Here is a 21,287-nt window from a genome sequence, read left to right as displayed (position 1 = left end):
TCTCTTTTATTACAAAGCTCTTTCCAGCAGTACCAGACTATGGTCGCTTCCGGCCAGATGATTGTAAAGAAGAATATATTGTATCTGCTCTTTTTTCGTGGAATTAATCATCATGATCTCCGGAATCTGCTGCTCCTTCAAAATATGGCAAGCCATAAATGTTGAAAAACCACTGGCCGTATTAAATTCACCACTCAAATGTTTGTAATAGAGCAATGATGAATTTTGAAATACATCCATCGCCTTTGTATAATACACATCCGATTTTGCATCACCACTGAAACCTAAAATGACAGCATCTATATCTTCAGCCTTTAAATTATTTTTGGTTAAAAAACTTTCAATAAACGACTTTGCTTCTTCTATTTCTAATCGGTTAATGATTTGAATATCTTTAAGTTGAGCATAAGCATTTTCACTCTTATCTTTTCCTAAAACAAAGAAAGCCGCCCCTTCACCCCAGATCACGCCATCGGTCTCCGAATGTAAATAATCGGCAGGAAGATCTTCTTCTTTTTTTATAGTATTGTTGAGACGGTACAATTCCATTGTTCTGTTAGTCTGCTCATCTGCAGCACCTACGAGAACATTTTCAGCTTCACCGTCGTTGATCTGAAGTTGAGCGTCAAGAAAAGAAAATTCTAGGGATGAGGAGGTGTTGACATACGTGAAATTGTACGCATGACACTGAAGTCCCAGAGCAATCTGTCCCGCAACGGTATTGTGAGTCGATTGAATAAAAAATGTTGGAGTCAGGAACTCTTCGTTGTTATCGATCACGTTTTTCAGAAACTTTTCAGAATCCTGCGAACATCCCATTCCGGTTCCTACAATAATGGCGTCCGGGTTCTCAATTCCTGCCTCTTTTAAAGCGTAATTTGAAGCTACCGAACTCATTTTAACGGTTTTAGACATTCTCCTGATCATGGCAGGCGGAATGAATTCTTTATAGTTGGGATCTACAGCCTTTAAGATCTGAACAGACTGGTCAGCCTTAAGATCCTGGAAAAAATGATCTTTTAAAGTGTCCTGTACAGAGATGCAGGATGCACTGTTGATGTATACTGCACTCATGATTTTGAGAAAATTAAAGTAGAACAGTTACCTCCGAATCCGAATGAATTGGAAAGAACATGGTTGATATCTTTTTCTTTCAGTTCTGTAACCGGAGTTAAATCAAATTCTGCCATTTTAGTTTTGAAATTCAGGTTTGGGAAAATAACATGATGCTGCATTGCCAAAATGGAGAATACAGCTTCAATCCCAGCCGCTGCTGCCAGAGTATGTCCGGTAAAAGCTTTGGTAGAACTGAATTCAGGAACCTGTCCTTCACCAAAGATCCGGATCATGGCAATTCCTTCTGAAAGATCATTATTAGGAGTAGCCGTTCCGTGAACGTTGATATAATCGATATCGTCTTTTTCAAGTCCTGATATTTTCAATGCCTGCTGCATCGCTAAAAAGGCACCCTGTCCGTTTTCTGATGATGCGGTCTGATGATGGGCATCATTGGCATTTCCATAGCCGGAAAGATAGGCCAGCACTTTTTTGTTTTCTTTTTTTACAACCTCATCAGATTCAAGAATGATAAAAGCGGCTGCTTCTCCAAGATTCAGTCCTTTTCTGTCGTTGTCGAAAGGAGTGTTGTAAGAATCTGTAAGGATCATCAGCGTGTTGAAGCCGTTCAAAGTAAATTTTGAAAGGGAATCTGTTCCGCCAACGACCACACGGTCTAAAACTCCGTTTTTAATCAGTTTGGCTCCCATCATAATCGCGTTGGCTGCTGAAGAGCAGGCCGTACTGATGGTTGAAACCATGCCTTTTAATCCAAGATAATCAGCGATAGCCAATGAGGAATTTCCTGCATCATGGGCATCGATATATTTTTGCTTTTCAGGAAAGTTTTCGTAAGAGTAGAAATACCTTTCGGTGATATCCATTCCGGCTACGCTGGTAGAAGAGATCAGACCGGTTTTGTATTCATTGATATCTGAAATTCCGGCAGATGCTACAGCTTCTCTTGCGGCTATCATGCCCAATAAAGAAGTTCTCGTCACATTATTGTCTTCAGGCAGCTGAAGTTGCTGTACAAGCTCTTCATTAGACCATTTTATCTCGCCGGTTTTTATACTTCCGGCATGGCGGGTTTCAAACATTTCGATGTCTGAAATTCCATGTTTTTCGGTTGTTAACGAAATAAAATTTTCCTCCACATTGTTTCCGATGGAGGAAATGATGCCCATTCCTGTTATGGCAATTTTTCGACTCATTTTATTTTATAATGTAATAATGTATCAGTCTACCAGTGTAATAATATTGGTACACTGGTAGATTGATACATTGCTAGATTGAATGAATTATTTCGTTCTGTTGTCTTCAATGAACTGAGCCATTGTATCGATAGATTGGAAGATTTCCTTTCCTTTTTTAGGATCAGCTAATTTTATTCCGTAGTCTTTATCCAAAAGAACAATAAGTTCAAGAGCATCAATAGAATCAAGACCCAATCCGCCTCCGAATAAAGGATCTGTATCTTTGATTTCCTCTACAGAAACGTCTTCAAGGTTAAGAACTTCAATAATTTTGTGCTTCAATTCTGTTTTTAAGTTTTCCATAATTATTTAATTTACCAATGTATCAATGTACCAGTTTACCAATTTTAGGATTGTTACATTGCTACACTGTTATATTGTTACATTTTTACAGGGTTAGCAAATATACAAAAGCTTTATAATTTTCCTGATAAAGTTCTGTCCAGCCGCAGAGAACTTTTTCTGCTTTTCCGGATATCAGGATCTGCTCTGCATAATCGTTTAAAAATTGTTCATCAAATTCATCCAGGACAAAAAAGGCATTCTCCGTCTGCATTTTATGTTTAATGCTGATCTCGCCTACACAGATGTTAGGTAAGGTGTAGACAAATACGGCCGGACTCGGGAAGTAGTTTTCCTCCGAGTTGATGCTTTCCTGGTATTTAAAATCCGTATCCAGACTGGATGATCTGTTGGCAAGAACCAATGCTGTTCTGCTGTGGTCTTCCTCTTTTAAAATCATTTCAGCAGCGAGAAAAGCAAGCTTACTCAGATTATCCATCTTGTGAAATTTGGGATAATTGAGTTCCAGGCTTTTATAAGCTTCTTTCGCAAAGTCATGAAATGTTTCTGTCTGGCTTTCAAAAACGGGATGTCCGTTAACGGTTATTTTTGAATGTTCTATGGTGCAGCTGTCAGTTTTCTTCATCATTTCCATTTTAACATTTTTCTAAAACTATAGCTGCATTGCATCCTCCGAATCCTGAAGCTGTTTTTAAAATATACTGAACCGATGCCGGCTGGTTCTTTTTAATAATGTTTAAAGGCTGGGAAACTCCCATCTCTTCAAAATTTTTAGATGGGATCAGGATTCCGTGGCGGGCACTTTCCATGGAAATAATACTTTCCAAAAGACCTGATGCACCGAGACAGTGGCCGTAATAGCCTTTCATGCTGTTTAACGGAGCATGTTGAAGCTCCATTCTGTTGAAAGCAATCGCTTCCATTTCGTCATTATAGATGGTGGCTGTTCCGTGGGCAGAAATAAAATTAATTTGCTCTGAAGTTACATGAGCTTCAGTTATTGCATTTTTGATGCTGGCATACAGCCCGTCTCCTGTTCTGGAAGGCCCGGAAATATGATTGGCATCATTCACCGCAGAGTCTCCAGCTATTTTAAACCTAAATTTCTCGTTTTCGCTTGGAGCAGAGGTAATATACACCGCTGCCGTAGCTTCACCGATATTGATTCCGTTCCTGTTTTTGTCGTACGGTTTGCACGGCTCTGTTCCAATGGCCTGGAAAGAATTGAATCCTGAGATCACAAACTCTGAAACCTCATCACCGGCAATCACGAAAGCGTCTTTATATTTTCCGGCCTGAATCATATTTTTGGCAACGGCAATAGCCATTACTCCTGAAACGCAGGCATTGGAAACGACAATAGGTTTAGTTTTAAAACCAAAATGATCAGCAATCTTCTGTGCTAAATTTGACAAATAAACCCCTTCAGGTAATTCCGTCTGGTTTTTTAATAAACTGATATTGCCTTTGGTGGTAGATAATATGAAAGCCGTTTCTTCCGAAATTTCATGCTTTTCAATAAGAGGTTTAAGACTGAGAAGAAACATTTTTTCCAGTCTTGTAAAATTTGGGCTGTCAAAATTGCTTTTAAATTCTTCGTCAAGCTTTTCAGTATCAATAATTGAAGCATAAAAAGCTTCCTGATTGTCGATCACTTTATGCAATGCTACCCCTGATTTTCCTTCCACCAGATGATTCCAGTTAGAAGAAACATCAAACCCTAAAGGAGTGACGCAGTTGTAGTCTGTAATATAAATTTCTTTTCTCATTATAATCCCATTTTATTTTTCCATGCCTGAAAAAACTCAGGATTATAAAGGCATAAGCTTCCATTGCTGTCTAAGAAAACCTGGATGGTTTCTCCACTGCACACAAGTTTGTTATCCTGATTGAACAGTTCGTAGGTATAGATAAGTTTTGCAGACACTGAATTCACAAAAGTGGTTACAATTCTAAACGTTTCTCCATATTTTAACGGAAGGAAATGTTCACAGGTGCTTTTTACAATAGGGGTAACGTAGCCTTCTCTCTGAATATCAAGATAAGTAAGGCCGTGCTCTCTTCCGAAAGCTTCTCTTCCGTCCTCGAAATACACGATATAATGTCCGTGCCAGACAATACCCAGCGGATCTGTTTCATTGAACCTTACCCTTACTTCTTCCGTACAGGTTAATATATTTTCTTTAGACTGCATTTTGTTTCCTTTCGTAAAAAATAGAAATCGCGACCATCGCAATGTAGAACGCAAAGAGGAAAGCAAGTTCTTTAGCAATTCCTCCAATACCACTGTTTCTTAAAATAATATCGTAGTAAGCGTTCAGTCCCCAGTTCATTGGGGAAAATTTCGCCACAGTTTGCATAAATTCAGGCATTAGAAATACAGGAACCCATATTCCTCCGATAGCCGCCAGAACGACTACTGAAGTAGCTCCAAAAGGTGCAGACTGTTCCTGAGTATCTGCAATAGTTCCCAGTAAAACACCAAATCCAATAGCTGCCAATCCCGAAAATAAGGTGACCACAATAAGCTGGAACATTTTTCCCGAAACATCGAATGCCGGGAGATCCATATACGGGAAAAGATAGATTCCCACGGCTACCATCAGTAAAAACTGGATGATGCAAATGATCAGATAAGTGAATGTTTTTCCTAAAATATGAACGAAATACGGTGTAGGACTGATCCTTGCTCTTACGCTCGTACCCTGGCTTTTTTCTTTAACCAAATTAATAGAAAGCGGAACTACAATAAAGAAGATCGCAAAAAGGGTCCATGCCGGAACGTTGTGCTGGACAGAATTCGGCATGACGTCTATCGGACCTTTTTTTGGGGTAATTTCTTTGAAACTGATGAGGTTTTTGTTCTCATCGAGGTTTTCTTCCGTGCCCAGCTGATCCTGAAATGCTTTGTAGATCTTTTTGTTTTCGATCTCAAAAACCATTTTATTTACGGAATTCATCACAGAATTTTTGAATCCTGCATTCGTAGCGGGGTCAAAATACAGATGAATTTCTTTTGCTTTTGGAGCTGTTTTTTTCACAGCTGCAGAATCACCTTCCAATCCAAACGAGCTTACGATCGTCTGAACCTTAGAATCAATATTTGAATTTAAATCTTTCGTTAAGTTTTCAGGAATAACGATGGCCATCTGATAATCTCCTGAGAAAACGGCATCTTGTGCTGATTTTTCAGTGTAATTCGTAAGCAGCTGGAATGTTTTGCTGGTTTCCAGTTCCTGTTTTATGTTTTTTGAGACCTCAGACTTATCATTATCAATAAAAATAATCGGGATTTTTGAGCCTTCCAGATTTTTGAAAGTAGAATCCTGAATTAAAGTGATCGTCACAATTAACAGCAACGGCATGACGAAAATAATGACTATTCCCCCGATATCTCTCTTCAGAAGAAGGATTTCCTTCACGAAGCTTCTCCAAAGTTTATACAACAACATCTCTTAGTTCTTTTCCTGTTAATGATATGAAAACGTCTTCCAGATTTTCAGCGTTGGTAATCTGTGACACCAGTTCTTCCGGTGTTCCTACTGCGTGGATTCTTCCTCTGTCGATAATGGCGATCTTCGTACAGAATTCTTCTGCCTCGGAAAGGTGGTGGGAGGTGTAAATGATACACGTTCCGTTTTTATTCAGTTCCTGTAAGAAATCGATGATTACTTTTTTAGACTGAACATCAACACCTACTGTAGGCTCATCCAGAAACAATACTTTAGGATTGTGAAGGGTTCCTGCGATAAGGTTGCAGCGGCGTTTCATTCCTCCTGAAAATTGTTCTACCTTTTTATCTGCAAACTTTGAAAGTCCCATAATCTCTAAAGATTCATCAATGGTTCTTTTCAGTTCTTTATGCTTTAAACCGTACAGACTTCCATAAAACATTAAGTTTTCTTTAGCTGTAAGGGTAGGATAGAGTGCATATTCCTGAGGCACGATTCCGATGATCTCTTTGATCTTGAAACTGTCTTTCTGAGGAGACATACCATTGATTGTAAACTGTCCGGAAGTCGGTTTGATTAATCCAGAAAGCATAGAAATCAAAGTGGTTTTTCCGGCACCGTTGGGTCCCAGAATACCATAGATCTCATTTTTCTCAATATTCAGCGAGATATCATTCACAGAAAACTCCTCGGAGTTTTTGTACTTTTTATATAGATTTTTGATCTCAATCATGTTCTCTGCCATATCAGATCGCTTTTCTCAGTTTTTTATAGAAAGCTTCTTCCAGATCAGCAATGTGAAGCATTGATTTTGAGAGGTTGTTGTAAATATCGCTTTTTGAATTCCTGTTTTTGTAAACACGGGCAATATCCACGGCAAAATCTCTCCACAGGTCACCAATTGCGGTGATTTCTTTGGATAGTTCTTTTAATTCATCATTTTTAAGAATAACTGCCGCTTCCTGAAGAAAGGCTCCATAAATAAATCTGAAACCGCCTCCACCGGTACCAATTTCCTCCTGCATTCTGATCAGTTGGCCCAGATAGTGGTTGGTGACTTTAGTTCCTTTCTTTTCAGCCCATTTTGGGATGCTTTTTGCTACCCACCTCATGGCTTTTACGCCGATAAGAGGAACGGGAGCCAGCATATTTTTGCAGGTATCCTTGATTCCTTTTTTAATGGCCTCTTCAATGTTTACATTTTCAGGAATGTAAGTAGGGTAGTACATATGTCCTTTTGGCGGAAGTGCGCCTTTAGCATATCTTACCTTTTCCAGCTCGGCTTCAGATAATGAGGTGGTGTAATCCATCACCGGATCGCTGATCAGGAATTTCCCGTCTTCTTTTCCGTATACCACAAGGTTGTGTGCATTGAAGTGGAATTTATATTCTTCAGGGAAATAGGTAAGGTTAAAAACGCCCACCTGAAGTCCTGTAGGGATATTCTGCTGTAAGTTTCTTTCTAAAGCAGACTGTGCCTCTTTAGGATTCGAAAACTTTTCTCTTTTGATTTTAATTCCTAATCTTTTTGCCGCTTTGCTGAAAATAGCACCGGGCATCGGGCGATAGCTGAAGCCTGGGGCGAAATTGACTTTCAAAAATGGCAGATAGACAAAAAACAATCCGGAACCGATCCCGAAGATCATTGGTTCACTGAGTTTTAAGCCTTTATTGAGTAACAGATTGGAGGCAACACCGTTTTCGCAATGTGCGGTCTGATGGTGTTCAAAGTTAAGTTTCATTTGCTGCTTTTATCTTTTTCATTGGCGAAATGAAATTACACATATAGGTATGCTTCATTTCTATATTATTTTCCGTCAAAGTTCTTTAGTTCATCCACTGAAATTCCGAATGCATCAGCATATTTTTTCAGTACGGTTTCGCTTAGTGTTTTGAATACTTTTGGTTTGGTGTGTCTTTTCACCCTCCACTGCCACATTCCGACATAGGAAGATAATACACCCAAATCCATTTTATTAAGTTCCATGAAATAAATAATGGGACTTACTGTGTTATTGGCGACACCCTGTCTGGCTTCTTCAATTCTTTCATGAATAAGCTCCAGAGATTCTTCCAGGGCTGCTTTTTTAGCTTCCCAGCCGATGCTGTTGGCTGTCGTGTAATTGTCGTTTTCGTCCGTCACATACAAGACTTCGGTCATGTTTGCTGACTTCAGATTGCTTTCGTCCTGAGGCAGGTCTTGTTTTTTCATGTAAACAGTATTATTCTTTTACTTTAAGATGAAAAATGGTTCACCTTTTTAATTCTTTTTAATGAGTTGGCTAAAATAGTGAAAATACATTATATGTAAATCATATTAAACAGCAATGACCGGGATCGGCATTTTTAAAGGATAAATTCAATTTTTGAGCCGAAAATTTTAATCGTGCATTTGTAATGGATTTGCTGTAACAAGTGTATGATAAGTATAGACTAATATAATTCTAAGAAATTTGGATTAAAATAAATAAGACTTATGAAGAAATTTTTTATTTCTGTATCGCTTTTTTGCATGTTGCATGCAATGGCACAGAAGTTTGATACTCAGAAGGTGACGGACAGCCAGGGGTATACCTATGAAACCGTAAAAAATGATCAAGCAGGAGTAAGGGTTTATACTCTGAAAAACGGATTGAAAGTGTACCTGGCGAAAAATGACGATGCTCCGAGAATTCAGACCTATATTCCGGTAAGAACAGGATCCAATAATGATCCAAGTGACAATACCGGTTTGGCGCATTACCTGGAACATATGGTTTTCAAAGGAACTTCTCATTTGGGAACTCAGGACTGGGCTAAGGAGAAAGCATTGCTACAGCAGATCTCTGATCTTTATGAGCAGCACAAAGCTGAAAAGGATCCTGAAAAGAAAAAATTACTCTATAAAAAGATAGATGAGGTTTCTCAGGAAGCTTCGAAATATGCTATTGCCAATGAATATGACAAGGCTATTTCATCACTGGGAGCAACGGGAACGAATGCTCATACATGGTTAGACGAAACAGTGTATAAAAACAATATTCCTGCTAATGAACTGGAAAAATGGCTGAAAGTAGAAAAAGAACGTTTTTCTGAGTTGGTATTGCGTCTTTTCCACACAGAATTGGAAGCTGTATATGAGGAATATAACAGAGCTCAGGATAATGACGGTCGTCTCGTGAATTATGCGATGATGGAAGCGCTTTTCCCAAAACATCCAAACGGACAGCAGACAACAATCGGAACTTCAGAGCATTTAAAGAGTCCGTCAATGGTGGCTATTCATAAATATTTTGATACGTATTACGTGCCGAATAATATGGCTGTTGTTTTGGTAGGAGACCTGGATTTTGACAAAACCATTAAAATGGTAGATCAGTATTTTGGATCTTTCAAATACAAGGAGCTGCCGATGAAAAAGATGGTGTCTGAACAGCCGATGGAAAGCATTGTGACAAGAACTGTAAAAAGTCCGAGCACACCGAGAATGACCATGGCCTGGAGATCAGATTCCAATGGAACTCAGAATGCAAGACTGGCAGATGTGGTTGCTGAAATTTTAAGTAACAGCGGCGATGCAGGTCTGATAGATCTTAATATGAATCAGACCCAAAAGGTATTAAGTGCAGGAGCTTACGAATCTGCTTTTAAAACCTATGGTGCTTTTACAATGTCTGTGACTCCGAAAGACGGGCAGAGTTTTGATGATGCTAAAAAGCTGTTGTTAGACCAGCTGGATTTAGTGAAGAAAGGACAGTTCCCGGATTGGATGCTGAAAGCCATTGTGAATGATAAGAAGGTGCAGCGTATGAAGACCTGGGAAACGGCAGACGGGCTGGCTACTAATCTTTACAGCATTTATATCAATGGAATAAGCTGGGAGCAGGAGCTTGATGATATCAACCAATATGAAAAAATCACGAAGGCAGATGTTGTTAAGTTTGCGAATGAGTTTTTCAAAGACAACTATGTGGTAGTCTACAAAGAAAAAGGAGTGAATGATAAGTTGGTTCGTGTACAGAATCCCGGAATTACACCAATCAAACTGAACAGAGATGTTCAATCACCTTTTCTTAAAGAGATTTTAGGAACCAAAGTATCTGAGATCAAACCTGAATTTATTGATTATAAAGCTGCGATCCAGACTTCTCAGATTAAAGATAAGAAGGTAAGTTTTGTAAAGAACAAGTATAATGATGTGGCTCAGATCAGTTATATTTTCCCTTTCGGAACGGATAATGATAAGGAACTTTCAATCGCGGTAACGCTTTTTGAATACCTTGGAACGGATAAATATACTCCTGAGCAACTTAAAGGGGAATTCTATAAACTGGGAATCACTTACAGCTTCAGAACATCCAACGACCAGATCTTTATTACATTAAGCGGTCTTGAAGCCAATATGAAGAAAGGAGTAGAGTTGATGAACCACTGGCTGACGAATGTAAAAGCAGATAAAGATACTTACAGCAAGACTGTGAAAACGATCTTAGAGTCGAGAGAGGCTGCCAAAAAAGATAAGACAAGAATCATGAACGCTCTCACGAACTACGCTAAGTACGGCAAAAATTCAAGAATGGCGGATATCGTTTCTAAGGCTCGTCTTGAAAGCATTAATGTTGCAGAACTTACTAAGAAGATCAAAGCATTGAACCAGTCTCCGTATGAAATATTGCTTTACGGACAGGATCAGTCAGGGTTAGAGAAAGCGGTTAAACCTTATATTGTGACAGCGAGCATTCAGCCTGCAAAAGCTAAAGAATATCAGGAGCCTTCAGCAGAAGGAAAAGTATATTTCACGAACTATGACATGGTTCAGATGGAAATGTCTAAAGTAGCCAAAGGAAGTGAGGTGAATTTAGGCAACTTCGGAAAAGCTAATGTGTTCAACGAGTATTTTGGAAGAGGCTTGTCTTCTATCGTATTCCAGGAGATCAGAGAAAGTAAGTCACTGGCTTATTCTGCGTATGTTTCTTATGCTAATGCTACAGAAAAAGGACATGCGAATTATATCACGAACTATATCGGAACTCAGGCTAATAAGCTTCCGTTAGCAGTTAATGCGATGAATGATCTTATGGCTTCTCTGCCACAGATTCCTGCACAGTTTGAGAATTCAAGAGGGTCTGCGCTAAAGCAGATTGCTTCTAACAGAATTAACAGAACGAATATTTTCTTTAATCAGCTGGCATTGAAAAAGCTGGGTGTTGATTACGATATCAGAAAAGATATTTATTCTGAAATTCAGGGATTGACGTTGCCGCAACTTACCAGTTTCTACGATACTGAGGTTAAGCCTGTAAAATATAACACGGCTATCATCGGTAAAAAAGAAAATCTGAATATGGAATCCATCAATAAAATGGGAACGTTCCAGGAGGTGTCTCTTGAAGAGATCTTCGGGTACTAAACTTTTATGATACCAAAACTTTTAAGCGGAGCAGTAATGCTCCGCTTTTTTTGTTTTCTACATTTAATTTTGAAGGGAAAGCTTTTATTTCCTTTGTCTGTAATTCAGCTTAACCAGCAGGTACACTTCTTTTTTCTCAAGATCATTGCACCAGGTACGTTGCGAAACAAGAGCATCATTATACAGATCAAGATCTTCCATATTGCTGTAATATTCTATTCTCTCGGAAGTCTGGTATTTAAAAAATGAAAGAAGATTTACTTCATCCCCAATTTGCGGAGCTACCGGAAACTCAACAGAATTTTCAAACTCGAATTCAACATTATCTGAATAGAACCTTACTTTTACACTCATTATTTTATTTTCATCAAATATATAGAAAAATAGAGGGGATAAAATATTTGGGATCACACTTAACCTGACTTTGGAATAAAAAATTGGATGGAAGTAGGAAGATGGAGGCTGGAAGTTACTGTAGGCTTTCAATATCTGGCAGTTTATAATACCATTTGATGAAGCAGTTTTAAAAGGAAAATAAAACCGTCCTGTTTCAATTTTTCACCTCGAGAAACCTCCCTCTCCCAGCCTCCAGCTTCCTTCTTTAATACCTATCAAAGAAAAAACCAACCTTTATTGAGGTTGGCTTCATTATTTTGAATAAATGATTTTTAAGATTTCACTTCCTGAATAAACAGATTGATCTCTGCTCTGATCAGCAATTCATCATTATTGAATGTCTCACAAAAGATATGACAGATGTTTTCATATTGAGAGATCATTGAGGCTTTTGAAATGATCTTATCGCCTGTCTTTGGAAGTGCAAACAATTCGATCTTTTTGATGTTGGTAATAAAGCCTATTACTTTGGTATCTGCTTCGGGATTTTCAAAGAAGCTCTGTCCGTGAATGGATGAACAGGTTTGAGCCAGATTTTCGATCAGGCCTGCTTCTACAAATTCACCATTGTGGACAAAGATATTATCGTCCTTTATTTCAAAGGAAGTCACAACTTTTTCTTTGGTCAATTCCAGGATGTAATCTGCCATCAGCATCGGTTCGCGGTGCGGCAGAAAGTTGTGTATATTGATGAGGTGGTCTTCCTTGATTTCCATTACATTTATTTTACAGCAGTTTTCATTTGAGATTTTGCAATAATCACATCATTCAGTTTAGTCACGATGTCTACCAGTGTTACCCCCATTACTTCATTCAGAATCGTTACTTCTGATATCAGACGGTCTCCTGTTTTTGGAAGCATTTCTGCCTCAAAAGATTTAATAGCACCTATATATCCTGTAGGAGCATCTTTTCCTAAAAGATAGTACTTGTATCCCGTATGTAAGGCGACACTCTGTGCCTGGTGCTCAATAAGTCCCGAAGCCTGAAAAGTTCCGTCCTGAATAAAAATGTTGTCTTCTTTGATTTCAAATCCGGACACAAGATGTTCATCAGCGTATTCCATCAGTTCATGAACCATGACAAATGGAGAACGCTGTGGAATAAGGCTTCCTACAAAATCTTTGTCGGATGTCGGTAGTTTGTGCTCCATTAGCAAACCGTTAATAAGGCACAAGAGTATGCAAATCTTCCACTTTCAGGAACACAAAGCAATACTTGCTCTCCTTTTTTCAGCTTTCCTGAATTCATTAGTTCTTCCAATGCGATAAAAATAGAGCCAGCACCAATGTTTCCTACTTCAGAAAGGTTGTAGAACCATTTCTCTGCAGGGAAATCCATTCCTTTTTTAGCAAATTCTTCTCTTAAGCCATCTTTAAAGTAGCCTGAAGAAATATGAGCCAGAACATGGTCTATCTTTTCAGGATCCAGATTATGTTTGTCAAAAGAGGATCTTAAACTTTCAGCACCTTTTACGAGGATGTATTTGTCCAGGATTTTGGTATCTTGTTTTATTGCAAAAATAGACTCTTTCAGCCATTCATCAGAAGGATAATCTGCCCATGATTTCAGGCTTCCGTCTTCCAGCTTGTCGCATCCTGCATACATACATGCTTCGATCTCGTGAGCGTAAGAATAAAAATCGATGAAATCTATTTTTAAAGAAATTCCATTTTCTCTTGGCTTATTTTGAAGAAGGAACGAACCTGCACCGTCAGAAAGCATCCATCTCAGGAATTCTCTCTTGAAGGCAACGATAGGTCTTTCTTCCAATGCTTTTAAGTTTTCAGCTTCATGGTTGAATTTATCTGCCGTCATCCATGCAGACATTCTCTCTGATCCCGCACAAATAGCGTTGTCATGTACCCCCGCCTTTACGGAAAGGAATCCGTAGTTCAGGGCATTCATTCCGGAGTTGCAGAGACCTGTAGCGGTATTAATTTCAATAGATCTTCCGATATTCAGTTCGCCATGAACCATAGAAGCGTGTGAAGGCTGCATCTGATCCGGGGAAGTAGTTCCTACAGACAACAGTTTCATATCTTCTTTTTTGAAGTTTTCATCGAATAGTCCTTCTACCGCTTTTGCGGTAAGCTGTGCATTGGTGTGAGTAGGATTTCCTTCTTTGTCCAAAGCATAATATCTTGTTGTGATCTTGTTATTTCTTAAAATCAATGATTTTGCTTTAGAAGGAGCGTCATTTATCAGACCAAGATAAGTCTCCATTTCATCATTTGATACCGGGTTATTAGGTAAATATGTTGATGCTTTTGTTATAAATACGTCGTACATTCTATTTTAAATTAATTCCTTGTAAATATGTTTTTTGTTTTTGTCTTTTAAACCAAAATATGGGGGTTGTCAGTAGGTGTAAAACTAAGACGACAGGTGAGATAATCCATATCGCGGCCATCAAATATACCTTAAAGAATTTTATCAGCAATGGACGTTTCTCTTTTTTCTTGATAATGAGATTAGACCATATCGTGAAGATCTTGTTGCCTACTTTTTCTACCCTTACCAAAAAAGGACGGATCTCTACGGCTCCGTTCTGTACCAGTTCAGGCTGAAGGCCAGACAGATTTCCGTTGCTGAAATGCTTCTCGATAATATGACCATACTTTACGGATCCTGAAATTTCTTCATCCGAAACCCCGGCAGCAGGAAGCATTCCTGATTTTTCCTTTTGCCCGGTAGTAAGCCAGCGTAAGATGGTGAGTACACTTGTATAATTGTCATGTCTGTCTACTAAAGCAATATTTCCTACCAGCTTTGCCCCAAGATCTTTTAAATATACTTTCAGCTTCTCCTGAGAAAGCATCCACATATTTCTGGTTCCTGAGATAGTCACCACATCTGTATCTTTCAGTATTCTTTCGGCAAAACCACTCTTCAAAAAAGAGATGACAGGAATAGAAGGTGTAAGATACCATACCTGATATCCGAATAAGATGAGATCGTACTTTTTGCTCAGAATCTCTTCAGAAGGAGGAAAAATCTCTTTAGGGATCTGAAGATAAGATTCAGGAAAAGTATTGAAGAAAACATCACCGGGCCACGGGAAAGGAAAGTCTTCTTTCAGCTGAATATTATAATAGGTAACGTCATATTCATCCTTTTTGGCTTCAAAAGGTTGAGCCATATTCTTCACAATATCTTCCAGCTGGCCGGTCTGTGAATAGTAGATAACGAGTATGTTTTTTTTCATTAATATTCTTTAGCGGTTACAAAAATATGCTTTTCATATTTATTTAGTGTTTTTTGAATATTTTTATTCCCTTTGAATTAAATTCTTCATAATAATCTGAATTGCCTGGTGCTGAATGTGTGGTATTCAGGAAAATTATAGTTTCGGGTAATTTCTCCAGTGTGTTGATGGTAAAGCTTTGATCCGAAACCAGAAGTATATCAATATTCTTATTAATTTCTGAAAGTTCTTTAATGTAATGCAGTTTTCTTCTCTTAACCAGATAAGTCTGCATAGCTGTCTGCCTCCTTTCTTCATTCTTAATGAGTGAGAAAATCCTTCTTTCCGCTTGGTAAAGTGTCAGCAATACATCTTTCTGTCCGAAATCATCAGCTATATGCAGGATAGAGGCATCTCTTGGAATATGCTTGTTTAGTTCAAAATAAACGGATTTGTTGGTATTAAAATCAACTTTGACTTCTTTGACCACTTCGCTTTCCTTGAATAAATAACTAAAGAATAATTTTTTCCTGAAATAATTTTCATCCTCCAGTTCGTTTCTCAATTCAGCAAACTTTTCTCTGAAATAAGCGTTGATCTTTTTCGTCCTTTCAGAATAGTTTTTTCCAAAACTCAGATCATCTTTACTGATCCTCTCACCTACTTTTACCGTGATGCTTCCGTCGTAGATGATGAAGTCTCCTTTCGGCAGTACTTCAGAATTCCCGTGAATATATAAGGGAAGAATATCCAATCCAAACTGTTTAGCCAGATAAAATGCCCCTTTGTGGAACCTTTTCACATCGTTGGTATACGAACGTTCCGCTTCCGGGAAAACAACCAGAGAATATCCCTGATCAATTTTTTCTTTCAGTTTTTCCATGCCGTTCTCGATTCCCTGCGAAACAGGATAAAAGCCGAGCGCTTTTACCAATTTTCCAAAAACTGGCGATTCGTAGACCCAGTCATTCACCAGATAAATGATTTTATGCGTAGCCATAGCAATAGCCAGCGTGTCCAGAAAAGAAGTGTGGTTGGCGATGATCACGGCCGGTTTACTGAAATCTTCCGAAGGGTTTTTTATGACTCTTTTTCTTACAAAAGGACTGAGGTGCAGCACGGATGTTAAGAATTTAGCTAAAATTAATTTAATGATATCTAAAGTTTTCCCTTTTGATCTCTTGATAAAGATACTTCCGATCAGTGAAAAAATCAATCCTCCCAATCCGTAGTAAAAGAATGAAATGATGCATCTTAAAAACAGTCTGAAAGTGATGGGAGAAAGTCCCTTCTTTGCCCTGTTCGTGATCAGCAATCTAAACCAGAACGGGTACAATGTTGAGGTGATGATGATTACAGAGAACATTCCGATCAAAGCAACCAGTGCCAGTGAATGTAAAGCCGGATGTTTGGCAAAAATCAAAGAACCGATAGACAATATTGTTGTGAAAACAGCCAGAATAATAGATGTCCTGTAGGTAGGAAGCTCGTTTTTCCCTGTTGTATGTTCCTTCTGCATAGCTTTCGTCAGGAAAATACTGAAATCATCTCCTACACCAAAAACCAGTGTACAAACCACTGTGCTGAAAATATTTAATTCCAGTCCCAGGAAATACAGGATACCCGCCGTTACAACTCCTGTCAATACAATAGGAAACATTGTAAGAACGGTAAGTTCAAAATTCCTGAAGAAAACAATGATCGTCAGGACGATAGCTAAAAGGGAATAATTGATTAGTGTACTGAAATCTCTTTTCAGCAGCCCCAGAAAGTTTTCGTTCATCTGCTGACGGTCGATAGCCAGGGCATCGTGATTTTTTTCAACGTCTTTTATGAAGGCGTCTCTTTTCTTTTCATCTATTTTTACCACATTGGAAACCGTATAGAAACCGTTTTCATTGCTCAGGAACTCGGAGATTTGTAATGCTTTTACCTTCTCGTAGTCCTTAAGGCTTAATGTTGTGTAATTCTTACTTAAAATAGTATTAAAGCTGTCAAAAGCACTGCTGTTGAATCCAAATTGAGTTCCGCTGTTCACCAGTTCTGAAACAGTTCTGCTTTTTTTATCAGCACTCCAGAATGTATTCCATACTGCGATCCTGTGTTTCTGATCTTTTTCAGAAAGGACAACATTTCCGAGTGAGCTGTAGCTAAGGATCTTCCCTTCTTTTTTTTCCTTCTCCAGGAAACTGCTCAGACGGGAATTTCTTGTCAGTGCTTGTTCCTCCGAATTCCCATAAGAAATAGTGTAAATAGATTTTGACGTAATATCAGAAAGCTTCTGCAGTTTGGCCTCGCTTATTTTTAATTCTTTCGGAATAAAATTGAGTGCCCCGATATCCTCATTGAAACCCACGTGTCTGAAACCAAACAGACAGGCAATGATGAGTACTGAGCAACCAATGATCAGAGGTTTGTTTTTCTCATACGGATAAGAACCTATCTTATCAATAAAATTGGTACTGTGATGGTCTTCTTTCTGCTTTGGTTTATAAAGCTGGGGAACAATGATTAGCGCGGTAATGGACGATAAAATAACAGTAATGGCGGCAAAAAGGCCGAGATCCTTCAATGCTTCGGAGCGGACAAATACCAGGCACAGAAAAGAAACCGCTGTGGTAGCACTGCTCAGTACGATCGGCTGTGTGATCTCCTTGTAGAGCTCTTCTATATTATTGTTATGCTTATAATGCGTAAGAATATGAAGGGCATAATCTATCGTGATCCCAATAAGAATAGCACCCACACTTAAGGAAATAGCTGAGATTTTGTCTTTGATAAAATAAAGAATCAGCAGGGCTAGTAAAACTGAAAAAACAGTTGGAAGGAATACAATAATAGGTGTAAAAAAGTTCCTGAAGTAATAGATCAACAGGATCAGCAGTACGGTCATGGAGATTATTACCGTATTCTGGATGTCTTTTTTGATCTGTTGTGCATTGGCTACAGCGATAACCGGCGAACCGAAATAGCTGAGCTCTGTTTTTCCTTTGAACTGTTTGTTGATACCGTCTTTTATCTCGTTAAGTTGGTTGATAAAAGCTTCATTGCCCTTGGTGTCATTGCTTTTGTTTTTCGGTTCAATGAAGAGGAGAAGGTTTTTCCCGTCTTTGGTGACAATATAGCTGTCTTCAAGTTTGAAGTCTTTACTGATATTTAAAGCATTTAATTTCTTGATTCCTAAATAAGTAATTCCCAGCGGATCTTTTTTAATGAAATCTTTCATCACAAGACTCGTTGGCGAAACCAGAGAGACATAATTGTTCTCTATCTGTTTTGAAATGCTGTCTTTCTGAAGTTTCCGTTCAATTTCCTTATAATCGTTTTCATCAAGGAAAAGTGGCAGGTTTTGGCTTACAAAATCAAAGGTTTCGGAGATTTCATTGTCGTTTACCTTTCCCTGAATAGAACCAATGTATTTTTTTAAAGGTTCAATTTTCTGCAGAAAAGTATCAGCGGTTTCAGAAAGCTGAAAACTATCTTCGTGGGATTTGTTCTCTATGATCACAATAATCTTATCCGAAAAATTCAGTTGCTTAAGAACTTTTGCCGTAAGATCAGATTTTTCATTTTTAGGGATGATCTGATTAATATCCTCCTCAAAATTAATTTTTGAAGCAAAAAATCCGCATATTCCAGCTATCCCCAAAGCAATAATGGCAGAAAAAATTCTGTTTTTAGAAATCAGATAATATAAAAATATAAAAAAACGATGCATTACATTGTGAGATCAAGTCTGCAAATTTAATTTTTTCAGTTTTAGTTCAAAACATTTCGGCTATAAGTTTTGTCTGAAAATCAACAAAATATTCTAGGCAGAATAAAAAAATAATCTACTTTTGCAAAAGTTCCCTCTCAAAAAATATATTTTAAACTAATATTATTATTAAATAAATAAGAATCTGTTTTTAGATATGTTGAAAAAAAATGATGAAAAAATAAACGGATTTCTATTTGTAATAGTACTTCCGCTTCTGCTATTTGCCATGTCCTATTATGGATTTGAGTCTTCCTATACCAGATTGAAAACATCGGAAAAAACACCAGATTTTCTATTCTCTTCGGTATATGCCTATAGGGTAATTCCGAATTTTATGAGTGTACACATGACAGACCTCATGTACAGCCTGATTGATGGGCCTCTTTCTTTTTTTAAAAATTTCCTTTCGAAAAATGGAACTCCCTTTTATCACGGACTTTTTCTGATGAACAGTGTGTTTTTTGTTCTATGTTCCATTGTTTTGAATACGATATTTAAACTGAAATCGGTAGACTTTCTTCAGAATACCAATACAAGGAGAATTATTCACCTTTTGTCGGTTTTCTTTATTGTCATTACACAGTATGCGCCTACCAACTGTGATACCATTGCTTTGTGCTGCTACCTGACAGGTGTTTTTCTGATTTTAAAATATCTTGACACAGAGAATAATCTTTTTTTTGGTATTCTTGTAGTTCTTACCATATTTTCTACGTTTGTAAGAGAGACAGCCTGTCTTAATATTGCTTTTTTTGCAGCGGTTTTTTTTAGAATAAAAGATTTAAAGGAAGGAAACTATAAAGCCATCTTGAAAATTATTCCTTTGGTTATAGCCTTTCTTGTACCTTATCTTGGTCTCAGAATTATCCTTAAGCAGGAGCAGACAACTTTTGTGGAAGGGTTTTATATCGACAGGAATTTTACAAGTCCTTTTAATCTTGCTGGACTTATTTTTGCCGTTATTGTGCTCTATTTCATCTATAAGCTATGTAGTGGCAAAGAAAACAGAGCCGTTTTTCAAAGATATCTTTTCTTTTCGGCACCATATCTTCTTATGATCACTCTGGTAGGGCTTTTTTGGGAAGTCAGGCTTTTCCTGCCACTGATTCTTACAGGAATGATTATAGTGTATCACAAGTTTAAAAACCCCCTTGAATCAGCATGAGTTTACTACATCCATATTTTTTAGTGGCCATTGCCTATATACTATTCTTTAGTGTTCAGGAAGTTTTTGGGCGGAAGGTAGAAAAAAAATGGTTTTGGTTTTTAGGAGTCTATCTCATTATACTGGTTGGTTTCCGGGATAATGTAGGACCGGATTACGGAAGTTATAAAGGACTTTATATTTACTCAGATACAAAGAGCTATTACAGTATATTCATGAAGATGCTGCATTTGGAAGGTCCTGATCATTTGGATGTGGAGTGGCTGTATACTTTGATCAATAAGATTCTCCTGAATGTCTTTAATGCTCCCTTTTATATTCTTACCCTGGTAATAGCCATTTTTGCAATAATTTTCAAAATAGAGTATACCGAAGACAATACTTTTTATCCTTTTACATTTACCCTGTTTATGTTTATTCCTAACTTTTTTGTAGGGGAAAGCGGGCAGATCCGGCAGAATTTGGGGACTTTCATTGTCTACTTTGCCATACGGTATATTAAAGAGCGGAAGTTTTGGCATTACCTGTTCTTTATATTTCTGGGTTCGGGGATTCACAGTGTATGCTACCTGTTCCTTCCGATGTACTGGGTTGCAAGGGTACCATTAAATAAGACAGTAATGCTCCTGCTGATCATTACTTCTATCTTCCTGTCTCCGTTTGAAGTGTACCGGGTTTTTGGAGATTTCCTTACCAATATGGCATCGGATAACATGCTGGTAGAAGGCTTTAACGGGTATATGGACGAGTCTATACAAAGGCTGAATGGTGGTTTTGGCATTCCCGAGGCGATGATGGCTATTTTAACATTCTTCCTATTTGTCTTCGATACCAAAATGAAGGAGCTTTATCCTTATTATGAATACCACAGGAACTATGCAGTCATCGGAATCTGTTTTTATTTTATTTTCAGAAACAATCCCATCTTTTCATCCAGGCTGGCAGGAACGTTTATCGGGTTTTCCTATATCATCATTCCCAACGCAATGTATGTTGTTTCTGGAGGGGTTAAAAAGATGATTTATGCGTTTATCATTGCTCTGTTTATTTTCAACTTTGTTGTTTTTGGATTCTTTAATAACATTAAAATTGGAAGATTTACGCTCGAACTTTATAAAAATCATATTCTTCCATAGAACTTACCCATTGATCATATCATGTAAAAGACAGCTCTGAAGCTGTCTTTTTTGTAGTTTCCTTTCTCTATACAGATTGTATTGTTACGATTTATTCAACCTGAATTTGCCCATCGGATATATCAACTGAAATATTTACTTTTGCTTGCTATAAAATGAGTTGTGCCGTTTTTGTATTGATAATTCA

19 protein-coding genes are annotated in these 21,287 nt (G+C 37.9%); 3 read left to right on the top strand and 16 right to left on the bottom strand.

Annotated features, from left to right (window positions below; genetic code table 11):
- Nucleotides 1-9: 9 nt before the first annotated feature.
- The 10 genes from NZD88_RS11735 to DarG all read right to left on the bottom strand — a co-directional run bounded on the left by NZD88_RS11735 (nucleotide 10) and on the right by DarG (nucleotide 8,279).
- Nucleotides 10-1,074 (bottom strand): beta-ketoacyl synthase N-terminal-like domain-containing protein, encoded by a 1,065-nt coding sequence (locus tag NZD88_RS11735; RefSeq protein ID WP_259829309.1) that lies wholly within the window; start codon nucleotides 1,072-1,074, stop codon nucleotides 10-12.
- Nucleotides 1,071-2,270 carry a beta-ketoacyl-[acyl-carrier-protein] synthase family protein gene (locus NZD88_RS11730; RefSeq protein WP_259829308.1) on the bottom strand — a complete coding sequence of 400 codons (1,200 nt, stop codon included), beginning with the start codon at nucleotides 2,268-2,270 and terminating at the stop codon, nucleotides 1,071-1,073. The genes NZD88_RS11735 and NZD88_RS11730 overlap by 4 nt, the downstream gene beginning before the upstream one ends.
- Before the next feature lie 87 nt (nucleotides 2,271-2,357).
- Complete coding sequence (locus NZD88_RS11725; RefSeq protein WP_034727005.1) at nucleotides 2,358-2,615, bottom strand: phosphopantetheine-binding protein; 258 nt, start codon at nucleotides 2,613-2,615, stop codon at nucleotides 2,358-2,360.
- Nucleotides 2,616-2,700: 85 nt separating this feature from the next.
- A complete protein-coding gene (locus NZD88_RS11720; protein ID WP_259829307.1) occupies nucleotides 2,701-3,243 on the bottom strand; it encodes a 3-oxoacyl-ACP synthase in 543 nt (180 codons plus the stop codon).
- A 7-nt stretch (nucleotides 3,244-3,250) separates the two neighbouring features.
- Nucleotides 3,251-4,384, bottom strand: a complete 1,134-nt coding sequence (locus NZD88_RS11715) for a beta-ketoacyl synthase N-terminal-like domain-containing protein (RefSeq protein ID WP_259829306.1) — start codon at nucleotides 4,382-4,384, stop codon at nucleotides 3,251-3,253.
- The gene (locus tag NZD88_RS11710; RefSeq protein ID WP_169234060.1) at nucleotides 4,384-4,809 is read right to left on the bottom strand and encodes an acyl-CoA thioesterase; all 426 of its coding nucleotides are present in this window, start codon (nucleotides 4,807-4,809) and stop codon (nucleotides 4,384-4,386) included. The genes NZD88_RS11715 and NZD88_RS11710 overlap by 1 nt, the downstream gene beginning before the upstream one ends.
- Nucleotides 4,799-6,067: an ABC transporter permease gene (locus NZD88_RS11705; RefSeq protein ID WP_169234059.1), complete on the bottom strand. Its 1,269-nt coding sequence runs from the start codon at nucleotides 6,065-6,067 to the stop codon at nucleotides 4,799-4,801. Before NZD88_RS11705 ends, NZD88_RS11710 begins: the two co-directional genes overlap by 11 nt.
- Nucleotides 6,054-6,812 carry an ABC transporter ATP-binding protein gene (locus tag NZD88_RS11700; RefSeq protein WP_259829305.1) on the bottom strand — a complete coding sequence of 253 codons (759 nt, stop codon included), beginning with the start codon at nucleotides 6,810-6,812 and terminating at the stop codon, nucleotides 6,054-6,056. The genes NZD88_RS11705 and NZD88_RS11700 overlap by 14 nt, the downstream gene beginning before the upstream one ends.
- 1 nt (nucleotide 6,813) lies before the next feature.
- Nucleotides 6,814-7,809, bottom strand: a complete 996-nt coding sequence (gene darH, locus NZD88_RS11695; protein WP_169234057.1) for a BtrH-related acyltransferase DarH — start codon at nucleotides 7,807-7,809, stop codon at nucleotides 6,814-6,816.
- 65 nt (nucleotides 7,810-7,874) lie between these two features.
- Nucleotides 7,875-8,279: a flexirubin biosynthesis protein DarG gene (gene DarG / locus NZD88_RS11690; protein ID WP_259829304.1), complete on the bottom strand. Its 405-nt coding sequence runs from the start codon at nucleotides 8,277-8,279 to the stop codon at nucleotides 7,875-7,877.
- A gap of 264 nt (nucleotides 8,280-8,543) precedes the next feature.
- Between DarG and NZD88_RS11685 the strand changes: the two genes are divergently transcribed.
- Entirely contained in the window at nucleotides 8,544-11,456 is a 2,913-nt protein-coding gene (locus NZD88_RS11685) for a M16 family metallopeptidase (RefSeq protein ID WP_259829303.1), read from the top strand.
- A gap of 84 nt (nucleotides 11,457-11,540) precedes the next feature.
- On the opposite strand, the gene NZD88_RS11680 is transcribed toward NZD88_RS11685, so the two are convergent.
- From NZD88_RS11680 to NZD88_RS11655, 6 genes are all read right to left on the bottom strand, one after another.
- Nucleotides 11,541-11,810 carry a hypothetical protein gene (locus tag NZD88_RS11680; protein WP_259829302.1) on the bottom strand — a complete coding sequence of 90 codons (270 nt, stop codon included), beginning with the start codon at nucleotides 11,808-11,810 and terminating at the stop codon, nucleotides 11,541-11,543.
- 314 nt (nucleotides 11,811-12,124) lie between these two features.
- Entirely contained in the window at nucleotides 12,125-12,568 is a 444-nt protein-coding gene (locus tag NZD88_RS11675) for a hotdog family protein (RefSeq protein ID WP_259829301.1), read from the bottom strand.
- 5 nt (nucleotides 12,569-12,573) lie between these two features.
- The gene (locus tag NZD88_RS11670; RefSeq protein WP_259829300.1) at nucleotides 12,574-13,005 is read right to left on the bottom strand and encodes a hotdog family protein; all 432 of its coding nucleotides are present in this window, start codon (nucleotides 13,003-13,005) and stop codon (nucleotides 12,574-12,576) included.
- Nucleotides 13,005-14,144, bottom strand: coding sequence for a dialkylresorcinol biosynthesis protein DarB (darB, locus tag NZD88_RS11665; RefSeq protein ID WP_259829299.1), 1,140 nt, complete (start codon nucleotides 14,142-14,144; stop codon nucleotides 13,005-13,007). Before darB ends, NZD88_RS11670 begins: the two co-directional genes overlap by 1 nt.
- A 1-nt stretch (nucleotide 14,145) precedes the next feature.
- Complete coding sequence (locus tag NZD88_RS11660; RefSeq protein ID WP_259829298.1) at nucleotides 14,146-15,060, bottom strand: dialkylrecorsinol condensing enzyme DarA; 915 nt, start codon at nucleotides 15,058-15,060, stop codon at nucleotides 14,146-14,148.
- A gap of 43 nt (nucleotides 15,061-15,103) precedes the next feature.
- Nucleotides 15,104-18,757 (bottom strand): MMPL family transporter, encoded by a 3,654-nt coding sequence (locus NZD88_RS11655; protein ID WP_259829297.1) that lies wholly within the window; start codon nucleotides 18,755-18,757, stop codon nucleotides 15,104-15,106.
- 196 nt (nucleotides 18,758-18,953) lie between these two features.
- On the opposite strand from NZD88_RS11655, the gene NZD88_RS11650 reads away from it, so the two are divergent.
- Nucleotides 18,954-19,964 carry a hypothetical protein gene (locus NZD88_RS11650; protein ID WP_259829296.1) on the top strand — a complete coding sequence of 337 codons (1,011 nt, stop codon included), beginning with the start codon at nucleotides 18,954-18,956 and terminating at the stop codon, nucleotides 19,962-19,964.
- A complete protein-coding gene (locus tag NZD88_RS11645) occupies nucleotides 19,961-21,100 on the top strand; it encodes an EpsG family protein (protein WP_259829295.1) in 1,140 nt (379 codons plus the stop codon). Before NZD88_RS11650 ends, NZD88_RS11645 begins: the two co-directional genes overlap by 4 nt.
- Nucleotides 21,101-21,287 lie beyond the last annotated feature (187 nt).

The organism is Chryseobacterium pyrolae, from assembly GCF_025153485.1.
Classification (GTDB): domain Bacteria; phylum Bacteroidota; class Bacteroidia; order Flavobacteriales; family Weeksellaceae; genus Chryseobacterium; species Chryseobacterium antibioticum.
The sequence above is the reverse complement of the archived record's forward strand: the minus strand, read 5'-3'. Positions and strand labels throughout refer to the sequence as shown.

What these genes read in the sequence shown, in the direction of transcription:
- NZD88_RS11710 (WP_169234060.1), bottom strand. Translation starts at nt 4,809, where the DNA reads ATGCAGTCTAAAGAAAATATATTAACCTGTACGGAAGAAGTAAGGGTA.
- darB (WP_259829299.1), bottom strand. Translation starts at nt 14,144, where the DNA reads ATGTACGACGTATTTATAACAAAAGCATCAACATATTTACCTAATAAC.
- NZD88_RS11725 (WP_034727005.1), bottom strand. Translation starts at nt 2,615, where the DNA reads ATGGAAAACTTAAAAACAGAATTGAAGCACAAAATTATTGAAGTTCTT.
- NZD88_RS11680 (WP_259829302.1), bottom strand. Translation starts at nt 11,810, where the DNA reads ATGAGTGTAAAAGTAAGGTTCTATTCAGATAATGTTGAATTCGAGTTT.
- NZD88_RS11685 (WP_259829303.1), top strand. Translation starts at nt 8,544, where the DNA reads ATGAAGAAATTTTTTATTTCTGTATCGCTTTTTTGCATGTTGCATGCA.
- NZD88_RS11670 (WP_259829300.1), bottom strand. Translation starts at nt 13,005, where the DNA reads ATGGAGCACAAACTACCGACATCCGACAAAGATTTTGTAGGAAGCCTT.
- NZD88_RS11660 (WP_259829298.1), bottom strand. Translation starts at nt 15,060, where the DNA reads ATGAAAAAAAACATACTCGTTATCTACTATTCACAGACCGGCCAGCTG.
- NZD88_RS11700 (WP_259829305.1), bottom strand. Translation starts at nt 6,812, where the DNA reads ATGGCAGAGAACATGATTGAGATCAAAAATCTATATAAAAAGTACAAA.
- NZD88_RS11720 (WP_259829307.1), bottom strand. Translation starts at nt 3,243, where the DNA reads ATGATGAAGAAAACTGACAGCTGCACCATAGAACATTCAAAAATAACC.
- DarG (WP_259829304.1), bottom strand. Translation starts at nt 8,279, where the DNA reads ATGAAAAAACAAGACCTGCCTCAGGACGAAAGCAATCTGAAGTCAGCA.
- darH (WP_169234057.1), bottom strand. Translation starts at nt 7,809, where the DNA reads ATGAAACTTAACTTTGAACACCATCAGACCGCACATTGCGAAAACGGT.
- NZD88_RS11735 (WP_259829309.1), bottom strand. Translation starts at nt 1,074, where the DNA reads ATGAGTGCAGTATACATCAACAGTGCATCCTGCATCTCTGTACAGGAC.
- NZD88_RS11655 (WP_259829297.1), bottom strand. Translation starts at nt 18,757, where the DNA reads ATGCATCGTTTTTTTATATTTTTATATTATCTGATTTCTAAAAACAGA.
- NZD88_RS11675 (WP_259829301.1), bottom strand. Translation starts at nt 12,568, where the DNA reads ATGGAAATCAAGGAAGACCACCTCATCAATATACACAACTTTCTGCCG.
- NZD88_RS11705 (WP_169234059.1), bottom strand. Translation starts at nt 6,067, where the DNA reads ATGTTGTTGTATAAACTTTGGAGAAGCTTCGTGAAGGAAATCCTTCTT.
- NZD88_RS11650 (WP_259829296.1), top strand. Translation starts at nt 18,954, where the DNA reads ATGTTGAAAAAAAATGATGAAAAAATAAACGGATTTCTATTTGTAATA.
- NZD88_RS11715 (WP_259829306.1), bottom strand. Translation starts at nt 4,384, where the DNA reads ATGAGAAAAGAAATTTATATTACAGACTACAACTGCGTCACTCCTTTA.
- NZD88_RS11730 (WP_259829308.1), bottom strand. Translation starts at nt 2,270, where the DNA reads ATGAGTCGAAAAATTGCCATAACAGGAATGGGCATCATTTCCTCCATC.
- NZD88_RS11645 (WP_259829295.1), top strand. Translation starts at nt 19,961, where the DNA reads ATGAGTTTACTACATCCATATTTTTTAGTGGCCATTGCCTATATACTA.